Source organism: Novosphingobium sp. PP1Y (genome assembly GCF_000253255.1).
Lineage (GTDB): Bacteria > Pseudomonadota > Alphaproteobacteria > Sphingomonadales > Sphingomonadaceae > Novosphingobium.
The window spans coordinates 3856766-3876069 of sequence record NC_015580.1 but is presented as its reverse complement, the minus strand read 5'-3'; the positions used below and the strand labels follow the sequence as shown (position 1 = coordinate 3876069).

Below are 19304 nucleotides of genomic sequence, written 5' to 3'. Positions count from 1 at the left end.
GGGTGCTCCTCAGGTGAGTTTTTCTGCCATCAGTGCCTGCAGGCTCCGCTCGGGACGGGCTCCATAGTGCGAGATCACCTCGCAAGCGCAAATCGCGCCAAGTTTCAGGCTTTGTTCGAGATTCATGCCACGAACGTGCGCAAAGAGGAAGCCCGCAGCGAAAAGGTCGCCCGCGCCGGTGGTGTCGACGACGCGCTCGATCGGCTCGGCCGATACCTCGGCGCGTTCGCCGCCCGACAGCGCCACTGCGCCCTCGGGACCGCGCGTGACCACCAGGACCGGGATCTTCGGCGCGAGCATGGCCAGGCCCGTCTCGAAATCGTCGTTCTGCACAAGAGCGGCCATTTCATGCTCGTTGCAGAACAGCACGTCGATCTGGCCGTCATCGATGAGGGCGATGAAATCGTCGCGGTGGCGGTCGATCACGAAAGTCTCGGACGGGGTGAAGGCCACCTTGCGGCCCGCGGTGCGGGCAGCGGCGATGGCCTTGCGCATCGCGGCGCGCGGCTCTTCGGGATCCCACAGGTAGCCTTCGAGATAGAGCACGGCGGCCTTGGCGATGGTCGCTTCGTCGAGCGCTTCGGCGGGCAGGTAGTGCGAGGCGCCGAGGAAGGTGTTCATCGTGCGCTGGCCGTCGGGAGAGACGAAGATCAGGCAGCGCGCCGTCGGCGGATCTCCGGCGCGCGCGGGGGTTTCGAACTCGATGCCGCCGGCGCGGATGTCATGGGTGAAGACCTCGCCGAGCTGGTCCTGCGCGACCTGGCCGATGAATCCGCACTTTGCGCCGAGCGAGGCAAGCCCGGCCAGCGTGTTGGCGGCCGAACCGCCGGATATTTCGCGCGCGGGGCCCATGGCGGCGTAAAGATCGCGGGCCTGGTCGGTGTCGATCAGCATCATCCCGCCCCGGGCAAGGCCGAGCTGTTCGATCAGGCTGTCCTCGCAATTGGCGATGACGTCGATGATAGCATTGCCGATGGCGATGACGTCCAGTGTGGGCGCCACGGGGTTGGATGCCATGTAGGGAAGGTCCTTGACTGATCGGATTGGGAAAAGACGATGCGGCCTGCCTACCGCGCGCCCTGTCGCTCCGCAAGCGCGCGGGCGAATTGCCCCCGTTGACAGCGAAGCGACGGCGCGCGATGCGCAGGCCAGCCATGATCATGACATCGTCCGGGGCTTCCCTGCATCGTCTTCGCGGACCCATCGCCGCCTGCATCCTTGCCATGCTCGTCGCCGCTTGCGGCGTGAGCCCGGGCGGGGTCTCGAGCGCGTCCGGCAATGGCGGCGCATCGCGGGTGCCTCCCGTGCGCCAGCCTTCGCGCACGTCGCCGCGCGATCCCAAGTTCCTCAACCTTCCCGGGCTTGAAGGCGTGATCGGGGCAAACCAGAAGCAGCTGGTGCGCCAGTTCGGTAACCCGCGGCTCGACGTGTGGGAAGGCGATGCGCGCAAGTTGCAGTTTACCGGAACCGCCTGCGTGCTTGACGTTTTTCTCTATCCCACAACCTCCTCGCGCGAACCGGTGGCAACCTATCTCGATGCGCGGCGCGCCTCGGATGGGCAGGACGTCGACCGCGCCGCCTGCGTGGCCGCGCTTCGCCAGCCCTGAAATGCTTGCCCCGGGCTCGGGGAAGTTCCGAATTGTCAAAGTTAACCGACGGTGTTTATCATGCCGCCCGATGGCGAAGGGCAGTGTCTTTCTCGTTTCATGCGAACTCGCCGGCGATAGTCCGCCGCTGCGCCGTGAAGGCTACGCCGGCGCCCATGTAACCTGCCTGGTTTCAAGCGAAGACATTCGCGAAGCCATTTGGCTCGCCACCGAAGCCCTCGACGAGGATGAATACGAAATCGTCGATATCTACAGCGCCGTTCGCTTCGATGCGCAGGACTGGCGGGACGACGATGAAATGATCTCGCTGGCCGAGCAGACGCGCAGCGATACCGAGACCCGCTATTCCACGTTCAACACCTGGGGGCATTGAGCCCCCTTCCCGGTTCAGACGGTGAAGCTCTCGCCGCAGCCGCAGCTGCCCTTGGCGTTTGGATTGTCGAACACGAAGCCGGCGGTAAAGTCGTCTTCCTGCCACGACATCGTCGAGCCGATCAGATAGAGCACCGAGGCGCCGTCGATATAGAAGGTGCCGCCCGGCGTCTCGATCTTTTCATCGAGCGCGTTTTCCGCGCTGACGTAGTCGACCGAATAGGCAAGGCCCGAGCAGCCGCGCCGCGGGGTCGACAGCTTGACGCCGATCGCATCCTCTGGCGCGTCGGCCATGAGCTTGGCAATGCGCGCTTCGGCGGAAGGCGTCAGGATGACCGCGGCGGGACGCTGACGAGTCGTTGCTGTAGTCGTCATGGCAGCTTCTTTTCCCAGAATTGCGCCGTTCCCGCTTCGGGGTCGAGCGCGTAGTTTTCATAGCCGAGCGAGGCGTAGAGCGCCTTGGCCGGCGCATTGCCGCCCAGCACTTCGAGTGTGACCTTGCAGGCTCCGCGGGCGGCGGCTTCGGCTTCCAGGGCCTGCATCAATGCGCGGCCGATGCCTTTGCCCCTGTGCGCGGAGGATACCACAAGATCGTGGATGTTGACGAGCGGGCGTGCCGCGAAGGTCGAAAAGCCGGTAAAGCAGTTCGCCATTCCGACCGGTTCCGTCCCGTCGAATGCGAGCAGGGTGAATGCGCCGGGGAAGGCATCGAGCGCGGGCACCAGCCTTGCGCGCACGGCTTCGTCCAGCCCCTTGCCGCCGCCCATCGGGTCGCGGGCATAGCTGTCGAGCAGCGCAACCAGCGCCGCGCCGTCGCCTTCGTAGCCGTAATCGGCAAGGCGGATGGTCAGCCCTTCGGCAGATTGGGAAGCGGCGAGGGTTTCGGTCACAGCATGCCCAGTTCGAGCTTCGCCTCGTCCGACATCTTCGCCATGTCCCACGGCGGATCCCAGACGAGATTCACTTCGCAGTCGCGTACGCCCGGTACCGCGGCCACGCGCATTTCCACTTCGCCCGGCATCGATTCGGCGACCGGACAATGCGGTGTCGTCAGCGTCATCGTCACCGCCACAGCGGATTCGGGTGAGACATCGACTCCGTAGATGAGGCCGAGGTCATAGATGTTCACCGGGATTTCCGGATCGAAGATTTCCTTCAGCGCCGCGATCACGCCGTCGTAGATCTCGCCGCCCGGTTCGCCGGGGCTTGTATCCTGCGGCTTTTCGGCGAGGAAACCTTCCAGGTAGTCGCGCTTGCGTTCGAGCTTGTCGACTGCGCTCTCGGCCGCGGGAGGCGCGGCGTCTTCCACCCGTGCGCGCGGCGGCGGCGTTGCCGAATCGACTTCCTCGACTTCAAACTTGCGGGATTCGTCGCTCATCCGAATATTCTCCTCGTGCGCTCGATTCCTTTCAGGAGCGCCTCGATATCGCTTTCGTCGTTGTAGATGCCGAAGCTGGCCCGGGCCGTGGCGGGAACGCCAAGGTGATCCATCAGCGGCTGCGCGCAGTGGTGGCCGGCGCGAATGGCAACGCCCTCTTCGTCGAGGATCGTGCCCAGATCGTGCGGGTGCACGCCGTCGAGCGCAAAGCTGACGATGCCCACCGAATCGGCGGGGCCGAACAGGGTGACGTCGTTGCGCTGACCCAGTTCCTCGCGCAGGCGAGTGGCGAGTTCGCGCTCATGCGCTTCGGCGACATCGAGTCCGACCTGCTCGAGCCAGTCGATCGCGGCGGCAAGGCCGATCGATTCGACGATCGCGGGCGTGCCGGCCTCGAAGCGCTGCGGCGCCGGGGCCCAGGTCGTCTTCTCGAAAGTGACGCGATCGATCATCGATCCGCCGCCGTGCCACGGGGGCATGTTCTCGAGAATCCCGGAGCGGGCCCACAGGACGCCGACACCGGTTGGACCATAGAGCTTGTGTGCCGAGAAAACGTAGAAGTCGCAGCCAAGCGCGGCCATGTCGAGCTTGATGCGCGGGGCCGCCTGGCAGCCGTCGATCAGCACCTTCGCGCCGACTTTGTGCGCCAGTTCAACAAGATGTTCCACGTGGAGCACGGAGCCGAGCACATTGGAAACATGCGCCAGTGCCACCAGCTTGTGGGCGGGCGTCAGCATCCGCTCGGCGGCTTCGAGGTCGATCCGGCCGTCCGCAGTCAGCGGGCAGACGTCGATTTCGACGCCGGTACGCTCGCGCAGCAGCTGCCAGGGGACGATGTTCGAGTGATGCTCGAGTGTCGAAAGCAGGATTCGGTCCCCTGCCCCGAGGTTCTCGACGCCCCAGGTGTTGGCGACGAGATTGATCGCCTCGGTCGCGCCGCGCACGAAGACGATTTCCTCTTCGCGTCCGCCGATGAAGGACGCGACCCGGCGGCGCGCGGCCTCGAAGGCCAGCGTCATTTCCGCCGAGCGGGCATAGACGCCGCGATGCACGGTCGCGTAGTCGCGGCCCATGGCATCGACGGTGGCGTCGATCACCGCCTGCGGCTTTTGCGCCGTGGCCGCGGTATCGAGATAGTGCCAGCCACCGGCCATGCCGGGGAACTGGTCCCGCACCGAGATCCGTGTAGCCGCCTGGGTGCTCACAGGATGGCCTCCAGCCGGGCCAGCGCGGCCTCGCTCAGCGCTTCCTCGTCCGGTGCGCCGGTGAAAGCTTCGGCGACAAAAGCCTGCAACATCAGTCGTTTGGCTTGTGGCGGGGTAAGTCCACGCGAAGCGAGGTAGAACAGGCCCTGCGCGTCGAGTTCGCCGACCGCACAGCCGTGTGCCGCCTTGACGTCATCGGCGTAGATTTCCAGCTCGGGCCGCGCATTGGCCGTCGCGGTGCGGTCGATCAGCATGGCGCGCACCGATTGCTCGGCGTCGGTACCGTCCGCGCCGCGCGCCACGGCAATGCGGCCAAGATAGGTGCCGGTCGAATGCCCGGCGAGAGCCGAGCGGATCACTTGCATCGATGTCGCGTTCTGCTCGCAGTGGGTCACCTCGGTGACGATCTCGAGCGTTTCGCTGCCCGTCGCCAGTTGCGCCGCGCCAAGCAGGAAGTCCGCGCCTTCGGCCAGTTCGACATCGACGGCAATGCGGCCGTAGGCGGGGCCGGCGGTCAGGATGCGCAAGTCGAGCTTCGCGCCCTTCTCGACGCGGATCGCCAGGTGGCGCGCAACCGCGCCCTCACCCAGTTCGACGATCTGGCGCGAATCCTCCTGGCCTGCCGCGACGACGATGTCCTCGCGCGCGATCGGCCAGACGCCGGCCAGCGCGTCGAAGTCGGCATAGCGGAAAGACTCGTCCTTCCGGGTGGGAAGAGTCGCGGCGAGAGTCATGCAGCCACCGCTTCGTAGCCCTCGGCCTCGAGCTGATGGGCCAGTTCGGGGCCGCCCGACTTGACGATGCGGCCATTGGCGAGGACGTGGACGAAGTCCGGCTTCACGTAATCGAGCAGCCGCTGGTAGTGGGTGATCAGCAGCACCGCCTTGTCTGCGCTGCGCATGATTGAGTTGATCCCTTCACCGCAGACCCGCAGCGCGTCGATGTCGAGGCCGGAGTCGGTCTCGTCGAGGATCGCCAGCTTGGGATCGAGAATGCCCATCTGCACCATTTCGGCGCGTTTCTTCTCGCCGCCGGAAAAGCCGACGTTCACCGGGCGCTTGAGCATGTCCATGTCGAGCCGCAGCAATCCGGCCTTTTCCTTGGCCAGCTTGAGGAATTCGCCGCCCGACAGCGGTTCCTCGCCCCTGCCCTTGCGCTGGGCATTGGCCGCCTCGCGCAGGAACTGGACGAAGGAGACGCCCGGAATCTCGACCGGATACTGGAAGCCGAGGAACAGGCCGGCCGCGGCGCGTTCGTGGGGTTCCAGCTCGAACAGGTCCTGGCCGTCGAAAGTCACCGAGCCGCCGGTCACTTCGTAACCGGGGCGTCCGCCCAGCGTGTAGCCGAGAGTCGACTTGCCGGCGCCATTGGGCCCCATGATGGCATGGATCTCGCCGGGATTGATCTCGAGCGAGAGGCCTTTGAGGATCGGCTTGTCTGCTACGGTGGCCTGGAGGTTATCGATCTTGAGCATGGTCATCCTTCGGCGCTCTCCATCCTGGGAGCGAACTGACTGCGCGCGCTGCGCTTGTCGAACGGCTTGTTGATTTCAGAGACGATGGTTTTCATCACGCTTTCGCGGTCGCCAAGCACGGCTTCCTCGCTGAAGCGCAGGACCCGGATGCCGACATCGGACAGTTTCTTGTCCTGCAGCGTTTCGACTTCCGGATTGGCATTCGCCGGGGAGATCGAAACGACGATCCAGCGCGATGGGCAGGCGAAATCGACGATTGCCGAGCCGACGACGGCCTGGCGCGTGAACTTGACGCCACCCAGTTTCGAGCCGGAAAGTTCGGCCCAGAGCGCCTCCTGCGCCTCGGTGGGATTGCGGCGCTGATCGCGCGCGCGTTCCTTGAGGCGCTCGAGACGGGCGCCGGTGACGTTGAAGCTGCTGCGGGCATCGGCTTTGGGCGCGTCGGCCTTGCTGACGCCGAGAGTCTTGCGTTCGGTCATTAGCCTACGCTTCCTTCCAGAGAGATGCCGAGAAGCTTCTGCGCCTCGACCGCGAATTCCATCGGCAGTTGCTGCAAGACTTCCTTGGCGAAACCGTTGACGATCAGCGCCACCGCTTCCTCGGTGTCGAGGCCGCGCTGCATGGCGTAGAACAGCTGGTCGTCGCTGATCTTGCTGGTGGTCGCCTCGTGCTCGATCTGCGCCGAGGGGTTCTTCACTTCTATATAGGGCACGGTGTGGGCGCCGCACTCCTTGCCCAGCAGCAGTGAATCGCACTGGGTGAAGTTGCGCACGCCATCGGCACCCGCCGCCACGCGGACGAGGCCGCGATAGGTGTTGTTCGACTTGCCCGCCGAAATGCCCTTGGAGATGATCGTCGAGCGGCTGCCCTTGCCGTTGTGGATCATCTTGGTGCCGGTATCGGCCTGCTGGTAATTGTTGGTGACCGCGACCGAATAGAACTCGCCCACCGAATCCTCGCCGTTGAGGACGCAGCTCGGGTACTTCCAGGTGATCGCCGAACCGGTTTCGACCTGGGTCCACGAAATCTTCGAGCGTGCGCCTTGGCACAGGCCGCGCTTGGTCACGAAGTTGTAGATGCCGCCCTTCCCCTGGGCATCGCCCGGGTACCAGTTCTGCACCGTCGAGTACTTGATCTCGGCATCCTCGAGCGCGACCAGCTCGACCACGGCGGCGTGCAGCTGGTTCTCATCGCGCATCGGCGCGGTGCAGCCTTCGAGGTACGAGACGTAGCTGCCCTTCTCGGCAATGATCAGGGTACGCTCGAACTGGCCGGTATTCTCGGCATTGATGCGGAAATAGGTCGACAGCTCCATCGGGCAGCGCACGCCTTCGGGAATGTAGACGAAGGTTCCGTCGGAGAAGACCGCGCAGTTCAGGGCAGCGAAGTAGTTGTCATGCTGGGGCACGACCTTGCCCAGCCACTTCCTGACCAGCTCGGGATATTCGCGGATCGCCTCGGAGATCGAGCGGAAGATGACGCCGGCCTGCTCCAGTTCCTTGCGGAAGGTTGTGGCGACAGAGACAGAGTCGAACACGGCATCGACCGCGACCTTGCGCGCGCCCTCGACGCCGGCGAGGACCTTCTGTTCCTCGAGCGGGATGCCCAGCTTCTCGTAGACCTTGAGAATGTCGGGATCGACCTCGTCGAGCGACTTGGGGCCGTCCTTCTTCTTGGGCGCGGCCCAATAGTAGGCTTCCTGGTAGTCGATCGGCGGCACGTCGAGCTTGGCCCAGTCGGGCGGAGTCATCTCGAGCCAGCGGCGATAGGCTTTCAGGCGCCACTCGAGCATCCATTCCGGCTCCTCCTTCTTGGCGGAGATGAATCGGACGGTATCTTCGGAGAGCCCCTTGGGCCCGAATTCCTGCTCGATGTCGGCAACCCAGCCGTGCTCGTAGTCGGCCACGCGTGCGGCCGCTTCGCGCGCGGCCTGATCGCGCAGTTCAGGTTGGATCGTTTCCTCGGTCATTCCACTTCCTCGACGAGCTGGACCAGCGAAACCTGCGCCAGTGCCCCGCGCAACGCCGCATTCACTTGCGGCCAGTGCGGTTGCATGTTGCAGGTCCCCTCCAGCGTACAGTCGTGTTTTCCTTGTTCGAGGCAGGCGGTGAGCGCGATCGGCCCCTCGACTGCCTCGACGATGTCGGCAATGGAGATTGTCGCAGGCGGTCTTGCCAGCTTCAGTCCCCCACCGACGCCGCGCGAGCTGCGCATCAGCCCCGCGCCGGTGAGTTTGCTAACGAGCTTCTGCACCGTGGGTCCGGGAAGCCCGGTTTCCTCGGCGAGTTGGCCGGCCGACACGCGCGCACCGCCACAATGCCGCGCTGCAGCGGACATGATGACGACGGCGTAATCTGCCATGCTCGAAAGGCGCATTCGGTGTTGTCTTCCGGACCCGGGTTTCAAATCGGAGTAAATCTTTCCAATTTCACCTAGTGCAGGGTCCGGCGAGTTTCAATGGTCGAATGTGAGAGCGCCTGCATCCGGTTTTCCGGGATCTGCGGCCATGCGGCGCGCCGGCATCCGGACAGCGGGATGAAAAAAAGGCGGTTCCCTGTCGAGACAGGAAACCGCCATCAGGTAATAAAGAACTCGTGCGCATCCCGCTACGAGCCCTTCGGGTCGCAGCTCTCCTGTATGCTGCGACCGCGCTAATTTATTGTAGAATTGCGACACGTGTGCCTAACAGGCTGCAGACAACAATCGATTTTTCATGCCGCTGTGCGGCAAAGAAGCATTTGAGATCGTTCTCTTCCAAGCTTATGCGGAGGCCCGTGATTTACGCCCTTCTTCGTCCCGCCCTGTTCCGAATCGATGCCGAGAAGGCGCACGGCCTTGCGCTCAAGGCGCTGAAACATGCGCCGGCCAGGAAGGCGCCGGGTTCAGCAGCTGGCCTTGCGACGCGAGTCGCGGGGATCGACTTTGCCAATCCGGTCGGCATGGCTGCCGGTTTTGACAAGGACGGCGAAGTGCCCGACGCCCTGCTCGGTCTCGGCTTCGGGTTTGCCGAAGTCGGCTCGATCACGCCTTTGCCGCAGAGCGGCAATCCCAAACCGCGCCTTTTCCGCTTGGTCGAGGACTGCGCGGTGATCAATCGCATGGGATTCAACAATGGCGGCGCCCAGGCGGCGGTCGAACGGCTCGAAGCGCGGCTGGGCAGGCCCGGAGTCGTCGGCATCAACATTGGCGCAAACAAGGATTCGGTCGACCGCGTGGCCGACTATGCGACGATGGCCCGGCTCATGGCGCCGCTCGCCAGCTACCTGGCGGTCAACATTTCCAGTCCGAACACCCCGGGCTTGCGCGCTTTGCAGGACGAATCGTCCCTGACCGGGTTGCTCGATGCCGTGATCGAGGCGCGCGGCGCGGTTTGCGGCGAGGATGGACCGCCGATCTTCCTCAAGGTTGCGCCCGACCTCGAACCGGCGGACGTCGATGCGATCTCCCGCATTGCCATCGACCGCAAGCTGGGCGCGCTCATCGTCTCGAACACGACGATCTCGCGGCCCCCCCTCTCCTCTCCGCAGGCCGGGGAAAGCGGCGGCCTTTCGGGTGCGCCGCTGCGCGACCTGGCCCAGCAGCGCCTGCGCGATTTCCGTAAGGCGACAGGTGGAGCGATGCCGCTGGTCGGTGTCGGCGGCATCGCCACGGCCGAAGACGCCTGGGCGCGCATTCGTGCCGGAGCCAGCCTCGTGCAGCTGTACAGCGCGATGGTCTACGAAGGACCGGGAATCGCCAAGGCGATCGCCAAGGGACTGGAGCAGCTGATGAAGCGCGACGGGTTCGCGACCGTCGCCGAGGCCGTGGGAACCGAATAACCCGGACGACCGGACCGCGTCCCTTTCGGCGCGGGCAGTCCGAAACTTGCCCCCGGCAAGTGAACCTGCGGCACTCTAGCGGGTCTTGACGGCGTGAAGGCCAGCCTTGCCGGTCCTCACCTGCCCGCCTAGACCGGCACCTGACGAGTTATACCGGAGCGGATGTCACACATGGATCTTGCCGATTTCGACAAGAGTACGAACATCGTTTCTCTGTTCCTGGCGCGCGCGGACGCCCTGGGCGATGCCCCGATGCTGTGGAGCAAGCGCGGCGGCGAATGGGTTTCGCTAAGCTGGGCGCAAGTAGCGCGCGATGTCTGCCTGATCGCGCAATCGCTGCGGCAGATGGGCCTCAAGGCGGGAGACCGGGTGGTCATCGTCTCGGAAAACCGGCCCGAATGGTGCATCGCCGACCTTGGCGTCATGGCCGCCGGCTGCGTTACCGTGCCGACCTACACGACAAATACCGTGCGCGATCACATCCATATCCTCGAAAATTCGGGTGCCAGGGCTGCGATCGTCTCGACCGAGAAGCTGGCGCGCCAGCTTCTGCCGGCCATCGTCCAGACCGACCTGTGCCGCCATGTCGTGGGGATGGAGCGGGTCCCGGGGATGCAGGGCGGCGTTTACGAGACCTACGATTGGGACGCGCTCCTCACCGGCGATCCGGTGGCGGCGCGCGCCGAAGCTGAGGCGCGGCTGGTGGACGTCAACCGGCAGGACCTGGCCTGCATCATCTACACCAGCGGCACCGGCGGAGCGCCGCGCGGGGTGCGCCAGCATCACGGCATGTTGCTGACCAACATCGCCGGCGCGGCGGAGATCATCCGCGACGATTTCGGCTGGGATGCCGGAGAGACCTTCCTGTCCTTCCTCCCGCTCAGCCATGCCTATGAGCACACCGGCGGGCAGTTCTTCCCGATCGGCCTGGGCGGACAGATCTACTACGCCGAGGGCCTCGACAAGCTGGCGTCCAATATCGAGGAAGTGCGCCCGACGATCATGGTCGTCGTGCCGCGCCTCTTCGAAGTCCTGCGCACGCGCATCATGAAACAGATCGAAAAGCAGGGTGCCCTGCCCGCGCGGCTGATGCATCTGGCGCTGGCCGTGGCGGCGCGCAAGGCGGCCGGGCAACAGCGCTTGACCGACTATCCGCTGGACCTGCTGCTCGAACATACCCTGCGGCCCAAGATCCGCGCGCGCTTCGGCGGGCGCAACAAGGCGCTGGTTTCCGGCGGCGCGCCGCTCAATCCCGAAATCGGCGTATTTTTCGATGCGATGGGCCTGACCCTGCTGCAGGGCTATGGCCAGACCGAGGCCGGTCCGGTGATCAGCTGCAACCGGCCCGCGGCGGGGCTGGCGATGGACACCGTGGGCCCACCCTTGCGCGGGGTCGAGGTCCGGATTGCCGAGGATGGCGAGATCCTGACCCGCGGCGAGCTGGTCATGCATGGCTACTGGCAGAACGAGGCGGCCTCGGCCAATGTCCTGATCGAAGGCTGGCTGCATACCGGCGACATCGGCCATTTCGACGATGCCGGGCGGATCAGGATCACCGACCGCAAGAAGGACATGATCGTCAACGACAAGGGCGACAATATCTCGCCCCAGAAGGTCGAATCGATGCTGACCCTGCAGCCGGAAATCGCGCAGGCCATGGTCAGCGGCGACCGGCGGCCCTATGTCGTCGCGCTCATCGTACCCGATGCGGACTGGGCGCTGGAGTGGAGCCGTCTCAACGACATTCCCTTCGACATCAGGGCCCTTCAGGACCTGCCGGTGTTCCGCAACGCGATCCGCGGCGCCATCGACCGGGTCAATGCCGATCTCTCTGTCATCGAGAAGGTCCGCCAGTTCGTCTTCGCCGACGAACCATTCTCGATCGAGAACGAGATGATGACGCCCAGCCTGAAGATCCGTCGCCACAAGGTGCGCGAGGCCTACGGCGAGCGGATCGACGCTCTCTACCGCAACTGAGGCAGCGTCGGCCTGCGATACCGGGGATGGCCAGTGCCGGCGATCACGGCACGAGCGTGGTGAACAGGTAAGTCGCGAAGATCACGAGGTGGACCACGCCCTGCACCAGGGTGGTGCGGCCAGTGCTCAGCGTCAGCGTCGCCACGACCAGCGTAAGTCCGAGCAGGACGATCGATTTCATCGAAAGCCCCAGCTCGAGATCGAGTCCCATGCCGAGCGAGGTCAGGGCGACGGCAGGGATGGTCAGGCCGATGGTCGCCAGGGCCGACCCGATCGCGAGGTTGAGGCTCGTCTGGACGCGGTTCGCCTTGGCCGCGCTGATGGCTGCGAAGCTTTCCGGAGCAAGGACGAGGGCGGCGATGATGATGCCGACCATTGCGTGCGGTGCGCCCATGGCCGAGACGCCAGCCTCTATCGATGGCGAGAGCGCCTTGGCGAGCATGACGACGCCGATCAGCGCCAGGGGCAGGAGTGCACCTGCGGCCAGCGCCTTGTTGCGCGGGACCTCGACATGGTGGTCGATGCCATCCGGATCTTCGAAAAGGAAGTGGTCGCGATGCCGGATGGTCTGCGCGACGACGAACGTGGCGTAAAGGATCAGCGAGATCGCGGCGACGAAGGCAAGCTGCTTGGCATTGTAGAACGGGCCGGGCTCGCTCGTGGTGAAATTGGGCAGGACCAGCGTCAGGATCGAGAGGGTCGCCACCATCGCCAGCCCGTGGTTGACGCCCGACTGGGTATAGCCCTGCTCGTGATGGCGGCGGCCGCCCATCAGCAGGCAAACGCCGACGATGCCGTTGATCGTGATCATCATCGCGGCGAATACGGTATCCCGCGCCAGCGACTGCGCCCCTGCGCCTTCACTCAGCATGATCGATACGATCAGCGAGGTCTCGATCACGGTCACCGCAAAGGCCAGGATCAGGGTCCCGAACGGCTCTCCCACACGGTGGGCGATGGCTTCGGCGTGATAGACCGCGGACATGATCGCGCCGCCCAGCACTATGGCGAGACCTGCGGTCAGCGCGATGCCCGAGGGCTTGCCCAGGGCGATGGCGGCAAGTGCAAGCAGTGGCACTGCGATCGACCACGGCGCGAGGCCGAAGGTGGGAAATCCCGGTGAAGTCTTTGGTGAGGCATCGGTTTGGGCGTCGGTCATGGCGCCGTTATAGGTGAACCGCTCCGGATAGCCATTGCAGCGATGTGGAAGACGGGAGACCGGCCAGGTCATCGGCCGGACGTGCGGTAACGGCAAAAATCGTGCTAGGCTGCGCGCATGGCAGTTTGAAACACAAGGCAACCGGGGAGATCGAACGCTGGCCTGCAGACCGCAACGCTTAACCACCCTCTTTTATCTGATTATCGCAGCTCTGGCCGCGGCCCTGGCGCCAGGTGCCGCTTCGGCGCAAGAAGAACAGGACCGGCTCGTCGTCGCCACGCGCGAAGCGCCGCCTTTCGCCATGAAGGACCCCGACGGCGACTGGAGCGGCCTCGCGATTGACTTGTGGCGGCGCATCGCTGCCGAGCGCGGCTACGACTACCGTTTCGTCGAATCCGACCTTTCCGGCATGATCGATGGCGTCGCCGATGGCCGCTACGATGCCAGCGTCGGGGCCCTGACGATCACGTCCGGGCGCGAAACCAAGGTCGATTTCACCCATCCCTTCTATCCGACCGGTTTCGGGATCGCGGTCCACAAGTCGCCGCGCACGTGGCTTTCGCTGATGCGTAATTTCTTCACGGTCGATTTCCTCAAGGCCGTACTGGCACTTTGCGCCCTGCTGCTGATCGTGGGCTTCCTGTTCTGGCTGGTCGAGCGGCGTCACAATCCCGAGGAATTCGGCGAGGGCGCCGAGGGGATCGGTTCGGGCTTCTGGTTCTCGGCAGTGACGATGACGACGGTTGGCTATGGCGACAAGGCGCCGCGCACACCGGCGGGCAAGGCTATCGCCCTGGTCTGGATGTTCGCTGCGATCCTGATCATTTCGACCTTCACCGGCATGATCGCCTCGTCGCTGACGGCGGGGCGGCTCTCCGGCGCGGTAACCGGGCCGGACGACCTGCCCGGCGTCAACGTGGGTTCGATCCGCCATTCTGCGACCGACGAATGGCTGACGGGGGAAGGAATCGGCTTCACCGGCTATCCCGATGTCGCAGCGGGTCTTGCCGCACTGAGCGCGGGCAAGATCGACGCCTTCGTCTATGACGAGCCGCTGCTGCGCTACATGGTGCGCAAGGGTGACGATGAGGAACTGGGGATGCTGCCCGGAACTTTCGGGCGTCAGGATTACGGTATTGCGCTGCGACAGGGCAGTGCCTTGCGCGAGCCGGTCGACATATCCCTGCTGGCGCAAGTGGAAGGACCGGAGTGGCGCGACGAGATCCGCAAGACGCTTGGCAAGCGCAACTGACCGTCAGCCGGGGGTGACGGCGTCACCCCCCCATGGCTTTCAGGCGGCTTCCTTCTCGATGAACTCGGGATAGAAGCTGGGTTCGCGGTCCGACCAGCCCGGCGCAGTGGCGGCGGCTTCGCTGATCGAATGGAGCAGCATCTTGCGGCGGTCGGGGCGGATCTGCGGCAGGGCCGCTGCACCGCAGAACGCGCCGGGCAGCCAGGGCCGGGCCCAGGCGCCGAGCAGGCGCTCGTAGAGAAAGCGATAGGCCGAAAACGTGGTGATTCGTTCCTGGGCCAGGTCGAAAGCCGACATGCGCACGAGCTTGCCCATGAAGGTTTCCAGATCCTCGAACCGGCTGTCGTCCGGGCGCATCGCGCGCAGGGCCTTGAGGTCCTGGTAAGCGACGTACTGGCGGCGGATCGAGCTGAACTCGTCGGCGTCGCGCGCCCAGAGCTTGAAAGCGTCCTGGCGGCCAAGCCCGACATCGAGGCTGCGCCGGATGTAGCGCTGTTCGCTTGCAGAAAAGCTGGCGAACTCCCGCAGTTCGCTGATCGTCAGAGTGGCCGTGCCTGCGTAAGACATGATCGTCGTCCCGATGACGCGAAGTAATCCCCCTCGCGTCAACGAGTTAACCATCAAGTGTTTACCAATGCGTTAACTATGCAATCGTTGGCTAACGGAGGCCGGCGCAAGACGTTTGTGCAAGGTTTCCGCAGGGACTCGCGGGATTCAGATGAGTCCCGCCAGCGGGCTCGACGGATCGGCGTAGCGGCGGGTGGCCATGCGTCCGGCAAGATAGGCGTCGCGGCCGGCCTCGACGGCGAGTCGCATCGCGCGTGCCATGCGAATCGGGTCGCGCGCTTCGGCGATCGCGGTGTTCATCAGCACGCCTTCGCAGCCCAGTTCCATCGCCACCGAAGCGTCCGATGCCGTGCCCACGCCGGCATCGACGAGGACCGGGACGCTGGCGCCTTCGACGATCAGGCGGATCGTGACCTTGTTCTGGATGCCCAGCCCCGAACCGATCGGCGCGCCCAGCGGCATGATCGCCACGGCGCCCGCTTCCTCCAGCTGCTTGGCCGCGATCGGGTCGTCGGCGCAGTAGACCATCGGCTTGAAGCCCTCTGCGGCAAGCACTTCGGTTGCCTTGAGCGTTTCGCGCATGTCCGGATAGAGCGTGCGCGCTTCGCCCAGCACTTCCAGCTTCACCAGGTCCCAGCCGCCCGCTTCGCGTGCCAGGCGCAGGGTGCGGATCGCCTCTTCGGCGTTGAAGCAGCCAGCGGTGTTGGGCAGGTAGGTGATCTTCTTCGGGTCGATGAAGTCGGTCAGCATCGGCGCCTTGGGGTCGGAGATGTTGACCCGGCGCACCGCCACCGTGACGATTTCCGCGCCCGAGGCTTCGACCGCCGCGGCGTTCTGCTCGAAGTCCTTGTACTTGCCGGTGCCCACGATCAGGCGCGAGCGGAATGTGCGGCCGGCAACGGTCCAGGTGTCTGCGGAGGTATCGGTCAAGGTTCGCTTCCTTTCGGGGAGGCGCGGTAAGCGGGAAGGGCGGGGGTTACAAGGCTTGCAGGTATCAGGCGAGCCGACATCGCATCGGCGTCAGCCGCCGCCGACGAAGTGGACGATCTCCAGCACGTCGCCATCGCCCAGCGGCACGTCGGCAAGAGTCGAACGCGGCGCGATTTCGCCGTTGTGCTCCACCGCGACTTTCTTCGGGTCCAGGCCAAGGCTGGTGACTAGATCGGCGATGCTCGAGCCGGAAGCGGCCCGGCGCGGTTCGCCGTTGACGGTGAGCGAGAGTTCTGCGGCCATGACCCCGCAGATAGCGTGCCTTCCTGTCAGCGCAAGGCCAAGGCGGATCAGGAGTGGACGTGGCTGCGCAAGTTGGTGATGTGGGCAAGGGCCACGAGGCTGACGCCCAGCACGGTCAGCACGGCTTCGGGCAGGCCGTGGCCCACCGCAATCGCCATGGCCATCAGCGCCAGTCCGAGCCCGCCGACGATCAGCGGCCCGACGCGGCCGTGACGAATCACGCCGAAACCGAGCGAGACGAGCCCGACGACAAGTGCCAGGGCGAGGCCGACCCGGTGGATCGCGGGAGAAAGCAGGACTTCGCCGCCCAGGCCGAGAATGCCGACGAGAACCACGCCAAGGATGCAATGCACGGCGCACAGCCCGCTCAGGACGATGCCTGCACGGTCAAGCCGGTTGCGAATCGATAACAGGGCGCTGCGCATGGCCATGCAGATATGTAATGTTGTAACATCAATCAAGGGGCAATGCGCCGATTCACGCAGCCTCTTGCGCAAGTCGCCGCAAAACCGCAGGGAGTTGCGCCATGAGAGTTGCAGACGGTCGCCCGATAATAGGCACATCAGACGATATCACGCCGATGGTTCGGTGGCTGCTTTGCGTGGCAGCCCTCGTCATCCTTATCGTCGCGGTCGGCGGGATCACGCGATTGACCGAATCCGGTCTGTCGATCACCCAGTGGAAGCCGATCACCGGGGCCATCCCACCCCTGACCGAGGCGCAGTGGCAGGCGGAATTCGCCGGCTACAAGCAGATTCCCCAGTATGTCGACGTGAACGGGCCGGCCGGCATGACGCTGGCGCAGTACAAGTTCATCTATTTCTGGGAATGGGTGCACCGCCTGCTGGCGCGTCTGATCGGTCTGGCCTTCGCACTGCCGCTCGCATGGTTCTGGCTCAAGCGCACGATCCCGCTGGGGTACAAGCCGCGGCTTCTCGCGCTGCTTGCCCTGGGCGGACTGCAGGGTGCGGTCGGCTGGTGGATGGTGTCGTCCGGCCTCTCTCCCGAAGCGCTCGACCGGGTGAGCCACTTCCGCCTTGCCGCGCACCTTCTTACCGCGCTGGTCACGCTGGGCGGCCTGATCTGGACCGCGCTCGACCTTGCGCAGCTGCGTCTCGGCCAGCCACCGGCCCGCGTGACCCGTTTCGGCGGTATCGTGCTGGCCATGCTGGCCTTCCAGTTGTTCATGGGCGCGATGGTCGCCGGTCTTCGCGCGGGCTACGTGGCCGGGGCCGGCTGGTTCAATCCCGGGGCCTGGCCGCTGATGCAGGGCAGCCTCTTCCCCGACGGCGTCGAATGGGGGCTGGGGCCGCTCCACGTCCTGTTCAGCGATCCGTACATGACCCATTTCATCCATCGCTGGTGGGCCTGGGCCGTTGTCGCCGCGCTCGTCGTCCTGTCCCGCCATATGCGCGCCTTGCGCGCACGCGGGACTTCAGTGGCCATCCACTGCGCCTTTGGAACACAGATCCTGCTCGGTATCTTCACCGTGTGGTCGGGCGTCACCCTGTGGATCGCCGTGGCGCACCAGCTCTGCGCCGCCCTGCTCGTGGCCGTGACGGTCTGGGGCGTCCACATTCTGGGGCGGCGCGACATGGTTGGCCTCGGCGTCTGACGGCCATGGCGGGCGACCCGGTCCCGGCGCTGGTCTGGTGCCCGTTCCCCGATGAGGAAGCGGCGCTTGCCGCCATTCACCAGCTGCTGGACGAGCGGCTGATCGCCTGCGGCAATGTGCTGGGGCCGATGACTTGCGTCTTCGTGTGGAACGGCCAGAAGGACGCCGGTCGCGAGACCGGGGCGCTGCTCAAGACCAATTCCGACCTGCTCGATGCGGCGGTAAACCGCCTTGCCGAGATCCATCCCTATGAGGAGCCGGCCGTGGTCGGCTGGCGCTGCGATGCGGCAGCTGCAGGCACCGCCGGATGGCTTGCGGCGATTGCCGGAAATGCCTGACGGTATCATGTTACCTCTCTGCAATCCCGCAGTCAGCTTGACTTAGAGCCGGTTTTCGACGATTCGGCCGCCTTCCCGCGCACCGGGAGATTCGCGCTCATGCGATTCTTGCGGTGCTCGCTCGAAACTATAGGGATAGACCAGCCATGAAGGCGCTCACGAAGGTCACCCGGTCGATCAAGCCGGCCGAGGTGGAAAAGAAGTGGCATCTGATCGATGCCGAAGGTCTGGTGGTTGGCCGTCTCGCGGTCATCATCGCCGACCTCCTGCGCGGCAAGCACAAGCCGAGCTTCACCCCGCACGTCGATTGCGGCGATCATGTCGTCGTCATCAACGCCGACAAGGTCCGCTTCACCGGCAACAAGCTGAAGCAGCAGACCTACTACAAGCACACCGGTTATGCCGGCGGCATCAAGGAAGTCACCGCGGACAAGGTTCTCGCCGGTCGCTTCCCCGAGCGCGTGCTCGAGAAGGCCGTTGAGCGCATGATCCCCCGTGGTCCGCTCGGCCGTGACCAGATGCGCGCCCTGCACGTCTATGCCGGCAGCGAGCACCCGCACGGTGGTACCCAGCCCGAAGCGCTCGACGTCGCTTCCATGAACCGCAAGAACAAGGTGGGCGCGTAATGTCCGATACCGATACCGTCCAGAGCCTGTCCGACCTCAAGGACCTTGGCGAAGTCGCCGCTGCTGACGAAACCGTCGCGGCTGCCCCCGTCTCGAACGCGCCGCTGCGCGAGCAGGAGCTCGACGCACAGGGCCGCGCCTATGCCACCGGCCGCCGCAAGGACGCCGTCGCCCGCGTCTGGCTGAAGCCCGGCACCGGCAAGGTCACCGTCAACGGCCGTGACCAGGAAGTCTACTTCGCCCGTCCGACCCTGCGTCTGGTCATCAACCAGCCGTTCCAGATCTCGGACCGCGAAGGCCAGTACGACGTCGTCGCCACCGTCAAGGGCGGCGGTCTTTCGGGCCAGGCCGGTGCTGTGAAGCACGGCATCTCGCAGGCGCTCTCGAAGTACGAGCCGGCCCTGCGCGCCACGGTCAAGGCTGCCGGCTTCCTGACCCGCGACAGCCGCGTCGTCGAGCGTAAGAAGTACGGCCGCGCCAAGGCACGCCGCAGCTTCCAGTTCTCGAAGCGCTAAGCGTCAGACTGGCTTCACAGCCATTCGAATTCAGGAAAAGGGGAGCGGAAACGCTCCCCTTTTTCGTGTCCGGAGTTCGTCGCGTCCTGCCATCCCGGCGCTGGAAGCCAAGTTGCAGAGCCGGGCAGGGCGACACCCGCCGCGCGCGGCACCGGGCGCATCAGTTGC

At 65.1% G+C, this 19304-nt stretch carries 24 protein-coding genes; 9 read left to right on the top strand and 15 right to left on the bottom strand.

Translation table 11 applies throughout. The features are described 5' to 3' along the window. Positions 1-9: 9 nt before the first annotated feature. Positions 10-1017: an adenosine kinase gene (locus tag PP1Y_RS24280; protein ID WP_007012561.1), complete on the bottom strand. Its 1008-nt coding sequence runs from the start codon at positions 1015-1017 to the stop codon at positions 10-12. Between the two features lie 137 nt (positions 1018-1154). Between PP1Y_RS24280 and PP1Y_RS24275 the strand changes: the two genes are divergently transcribed. Together PP1Y_RS24275 and PP1Y_RS24270 are read left to right on the top strand one after the other, a co-directional pair. Beyond that, positions 1155-1607 carry a hypothetical protein gene (locus tag PP1Y_RS24275; protein WP_086000041.1) on the top strand — a complete coding sequence of 151 codons (453 nt, stop codon included), beginning with the start codon at positions 1155-1157 and terminating at the stop codon, positions 1605-1607. Between the two features lie 70 nt (positions 1608-1677). Next, entirely contained in the window at positions 1678-1980 is a 303-nt protein-coding gene (locus tag PP1Y_RS24270; RefSeq protein WP_007012559.1) for a hypothetical protein, read from the top strand. A 14-nt stretch (positions 1981-1994) separates the two neighbouring features. Here the strand turns inward: PP1Y_RS24270 and PP1Y_RS24265 are convergent, their stop codons facing one another. From PP1Y_RS24265 to PP1Y_RS24225, 9 genes are read right to left on the bottom strand one after another with little or no spacing between them, the layout of a single operon-like run. Next, on the bottom strand, positions 1995-2354 hold the full coding sequence (locus PP1Y_RS24265) for an iron-sulfur cluster assembly accessory protein (protein WP_007012558.1): 360 nt from the start codon (positions 2352-2354) through the stop codon (positions 1995-1997). Further along, complete coding sequence (locus PP1Y_RS24260; RefSeq protein WP_013834525.1) at positions 2351-2869, bottom strand: GNAT family N-acetyltransferase; 519 nt, start codon at positions 2867-2869, stop codon at positions 2351-2353. Before PP1Y_RS24260 ends, PP1Y_RS24265 begins: the two co-directional genes overlap by 4 nt. Beyond that, positions 2866-3357: an SUF system Fe-S cluster assembly protein gene (locus tag PP1Y_RS24255; RefSeq protein WP_013834524.1), complete on the bottom strand. Its 492-nt coding sequence runs from the start codon at positions 3355-3357 to the stop codon at positions 2866-2868. Before PP1Y_RS24255 ends, PP1Y_RS24260 begins: the two co-directional genes overlap by 4 nt. After that, positions 3354-4511 carry a cysteine desulfurase gene (locus tag PP1Y_RS24250; RefSeq protein ID WP_013834523.1) on the bottom strand — a complete coding sequence of 386 codons (1158 nt, stop codon included), beginning with the start codon at positions 4509-4511 and terminating at the stop codon, positions 3354-3356. Before PP1Y_RS24250 ends, PP1Y_RS24255 begins: the two co-directional genes overlap by 4 nt. A gap of 47 nt (positions 4512-4558) precedes the next feature. Further along, complete coding sequence (locus PP1Y_RS24245) at positions 4559-5296, bottom strand: SufD family Fe-S cluster assembly protein (protein WP_013834522.1); 738 nt, start codon at positions 5294-5296, stop codon at positions 4559-4561. Next, the gene (sufC, locus tag PP1Y_RS24240) at positions 5293-6036 is read right to left on the bottom strand and encodes a Fe-S cluster assembly ATPase SufC (protein ID WP_013834521.1); all 744 of its coding nucleotides are present in this window, start codon (positions 6034-6036) and stop codon (positions 5293-5295) included. The genes PP1Y_RS24245 and sufC overlap by 4 nt, the downstream gene beginning before the upstream one ends. Before the next feature lie 2 nt (positions 6037-6038). Beyond that, a complete protein-coding gene (locus tag PP1Y_RS24235) occupies positions 6039-6515 on the bottom strand; it encodes an endonuclease domain-containing protein (RefSeq protein ID WP_013834520.1) in 477 nt (158 codons plus the stop codon). Beyond that, positions 6515-8005, bottom strand: a complete 1491-nt coding sequence (gene sufB, locus PP1Y_RS24230; RefSeq protein ID WP_013834519.1) for a Fe-S cluster assembly protein SufB — start codon at positions 8003-8005, stop codon at positions 6515-6517. The genes PP1Y_RS24235 and sufB overlap by 1 nt, the downstream gene beginning before the upstream one ends. Beyond that, positions 8002-8412 carry an SUF system Fe-S cluster assembly regulator gene (locus tag PP1Y_RS24225; protein ID WP_013834518.1) on the bottom strand — a complete coding sequence of 137 codons (411 nt, stop codon included), beginning with the start codon at positions 8410-8412 and terminating at the stop codon, positions 8002-8004. The genes sufB and PP1Y_RS24225 overlap by 4 nt, the downstream gene beginning before the upstream one ends. A gap of 386 nt (positions 8413-8798) precedes the next feature. On the opposite strand from PP1Y_RS24225, the gene PP1Y_RS24220 reads away from it, so the two are divergent. Next, positions 8799-9854, top strand: a complete 1056-nt coding sequence (locus tag PP1Y_RS24220; RefSeq protein WP_013834516.1) for a quinone-dependent dihydroorotate dehydrogenase — start codon at positions 8799-8801, stop codon at positions 9852-9854. 171 nt (positions 9855-10025) lie between these two features. Beyond that, positions 10026-11831, top strand: a complete 1806-nt coding sequence (locus PP1Y_RS24215; protein ID WP_013834515.1) for a long-chain fatty acid--CoA ligase — start codon at positions 10026-10028, stop codon at positions 11829-11831. A gap of 43 nt (positions 11832-11874) precedes the next feature. Here PP1Y_RS24215 and PP1Y_RS24210 read toward each other — a convergent pair whose 3' ends face one another. Beyond that, positions 11875-12990 (bottom strand): calcium:proton antiporter, encoded by a 1116-nt coding sequence (locus PP1Y_RS24210; RefSeq protein ID WP_013834514.1) that lies wholly within the window; start codon positions 12988-12990, stop codon positions 11875-11877. Positions 12991-13291: 301 nt separating this feature from the next. On the opposite strand from PP1Y_RS24210, the gene PP1Y_RS24205 reads away from it, so the two are divergent. After that, a complete protein-coding gene (locus PP1Y_RS24205; protein WP_041559158.1) occupies positions 13292-14242 on the top strand; it encodes a transporter substrate-binding domain-containing protein in 951 nt (316 codons plus the stop codon). 39 nt (positions 14243-14281) lie between these two features. On the opposite strand, the gene PP1Y_RS24200 is transcribed toward PP1Y_RS24205, so the two are convergent. The 4 genes from PP1Y_RS24200 to PP1Y_RS24185 form a co-directional block, all read right to left on the bottom strand. Next, positions 14282-14809, bottom strand: coding sequence for a hypothetical protein (locus PP1Y_RS24200; RefSeq protein WP_007012545.1), 528 nt, complete (start codon positions 14807-14809; stop codon positions 14282-14284). Positions 14810-14956: 147 nt separating this feature from the next. Next, complete coding sequence (locus tag PP1Y_RS24195) at positions 14957-15739, bottom strand: bifunctional sulfur carrier protein/thiazole synthase protein (protein ID WP_007012544.1); 783 nt, start codon at positions 15737-15739, stop codon at positions 14957-14959. Between the two features lie 90 nt (positions 15740-15829). Beyond that, complete coding sequence (gene thiS, locus PP1Y_RS24190) at positions 15830-16042, bottom strand: sulfur carrier protein ThiS (protein ID WP_007012543.1); 213 nt, start codon at positions 16040-16042, stop codon at positions 15830-15832. 47 nt (positions 16043-16089) lie between these two features. Beyond that, positions 16090-16467: a MerC domain-containing protein gene (locus tag PP1Y_RS24185; RefSeq protein ID WP_013834512.1), complete on the bottom strand. Its 378-nt coding sequence runs from the start codon at positions 16465-16467 to the stop codon at positions 16090-16092. Between the two features lie 101 nt (positions 16468-16568). Between PP1Y_RS24185 and PP1Y_RS24180 the strand changes: the two genes are divergently transcribed. The 4 genes from PP1Y_RS24180 to rpsI all read left to right on the top strand — a co-directional run bounded on the left by PP1Y_RS24180 (position 16569) and on the right by rpsI (position 19136). Then, positions 16569-17657, top strand: a complete 1089-nt coding sequence (locus PP1Y_RS24180; protein ID WP_013834511.1) for a COX15/CtaA family protein — start codon at positions 16569-16571, stop codon at positions 17655-17657. A 5-nt stretch (positions 17658-17662) separates the two neighbouring features. Continuing rightward, the gene (gene cutA / locus PP1Y_RS24175; RefSeq protein WP_013834510.1) at positions 17663-17995 is read left to right on the top strand and encodes a divalent-cation tolerance protein CutA; all 333 of its coding nucleotides are present in this window, start codon (positions 17663-17665) and stop codon (positions 17993-17995) included. Positions 17996-18141: 146 nt separating this feature from the next. Further along, on the top strand, positions 18142-18621 hold the full coding sequence (gene rplM / locus PP1Y_RS24170; protein WP_007012539.1) for a 50S ribosomal protein L13: 480 nt from the start codon (positions 18142-18144) through the stop codon (positions 18619-18621). Further along, entirely contained in the window at positions 18621-19136 is a 516-nt protein-coding gene (gene rpsI, locus PP1Y_RS24165) for a 30S ribosomal protein S9 (RefSeq protein ID WP_013834509.1), read from the top strand. The genes rplM and rpsI overlap by 1 nt, the downstream gene beginning before the upstream one ends. Positions 19137-19304: the final 168 nt, after the last annotated feature.

Coding starts and splice junctions, on each gene's coding strand:
- PP1Y_RS24275 (WP_086000041.1), top strand. CDS start 1,155: ATGATCATGACATCGTCCGGGGCTTCCCTGCATCGTCTTCGCGGACCC.
- thiS (WP_007012543.1), bottom strand. CDS start 16,042: ATGGCCGCAGAACTCTCGCTCACCGTCAACGGCGAACCGCGCCGGGCC.
- PP1Y_RS24280 (WP_007012561.1), bottom strand. CDS start 1,017: ATGGCATCCAACCCCGTGGCGCCCACACTGGACGTCATCGCCATCGGC.
- PP1Y_RS24270 (WP_007012559.1), top strand. CDS start 1,678: ATGGCGAAGGGCAGTGTCTTTCTCGTTTCATGCGAACTCGCCGGCGAT.
- PP1Y_RS24220 (WP_013834516.1), top strand. CDS start 8,799: ATGCGGAGGCCCGTGATTTACGCCCTTCTTCGTCCCGCCCTGTTCCGA.
- PP1Y_RS24180 (WP_013834511.1), top strand. CDS start 16,569: ATGAGAGTTGCAGACGGTCGCCCGATAATAGGCACATCAGACGATATC.
- PP1Y_RS24185 (WP_013834512.1), bottom strand. CDS start 16,467: ATGCGCAGCGCCCTGTTATCGATTCGCAACCGGCTTGACCGTGCAGGC.
- PP1Y_RS24200 (WP_007012545.1), bottom strand. CDS start 14,809: ATGTCTTACGCAGGCACGGCCACTCTGACGATCAGCGAACTGCGGGAG.
- sufC (WP_013834521.1), bottom strand. CDS start 6,036: ATGCTCAAGATCGATAACCTCCAGGCCACCGTAGCAGACAAGCCGATC.
- PP1Y_RS24215 (WP_013834515.1), top strand. CDS start 10,026: ATGGATCTTGCCGATTTCGACAAGAGTACGAACATCGTTTCTCTGTTC.
- PP1Y_RS24250 (WP_013834523.1), bottom strand. CDS start 4,511: ATGGCCGGTGGCTGGCACTATCTCGATACCGCGGCCACGGCGCAAAAG.
- PP1Y_RS24225 (WP_013834518.1), bottom strand. CDS start 8,412: ATGCGCCTTTCGAGCATGGCAGATTACGCCGTCGTCATCATGTCCGCT.
- PP1Y_RS24235 (WP_013834520.1), bottom strand. CDS start 6,515: ATGACCGAACGCAAGACTCTCGGCGTCAGCAAGGCCGACGCGCCCAAA.
- PP1Y_RS24205 (WP_041559158.1), top strand. CDS start 13,292: ATGAAGGACCCCGACGGCGACTGGAGCGGCCTCGCGATTGACTTGTGG.
- PP1Y_RS24245 (WP_013834522.1), bottom strand. CDS start 5,296: ATGACTCTCGCCGCGACTCTTCCCACCCGGAAGGACGAGTCTTTCCGC.
- PP1Y_RS24265 (WP_007012558.1), bottom strand. CDS start 2,354: ATGACGACTACAGCAACGACTCGTCAGCGTCCCGCCGCGGTCATCCTG.
- cutA (WP_013834510.1), top strand. CDS start 17,663: ATGGCGGGCGACCCGGTCCCGGCGCTGGTCTGGTGCCCGTTCCCCGAT.
- sufB (WP_013834519.1), bottom strand. CDS start 8,005: ATGACCGAGGAAACGATCCAACCTGAACTGCGCGATCAGGCCGCGCGC.
- PP1Y_RS24210 (WP_013834514.1), bottom strand. CDS start 12,990: ATGACCGACGCCCAAACCGATGCCTCACCAAAGACTTCACCGGGATTT.
- PP1Y_RS24255 (WP_013834524.1), bottom strand. CDS start 3,357: ATGAGCGACGAATCCCGCAAGTTTGAAGTCGAGGAAGTCGATTCGGCA.
- rpsI (WP_013834509.1), top strand. CDS start 18,621: ATGTCCGATACCGATACCGTCCAGAGCCTGTCCGACCTCAAGGACCTT.
- rplM (WP_007012539.1), top strand. CDS start 18,142: ATGAAGGCGCTCACGAAGGTCACCCGGTCGATCAAGCCGGCCGAGGTG.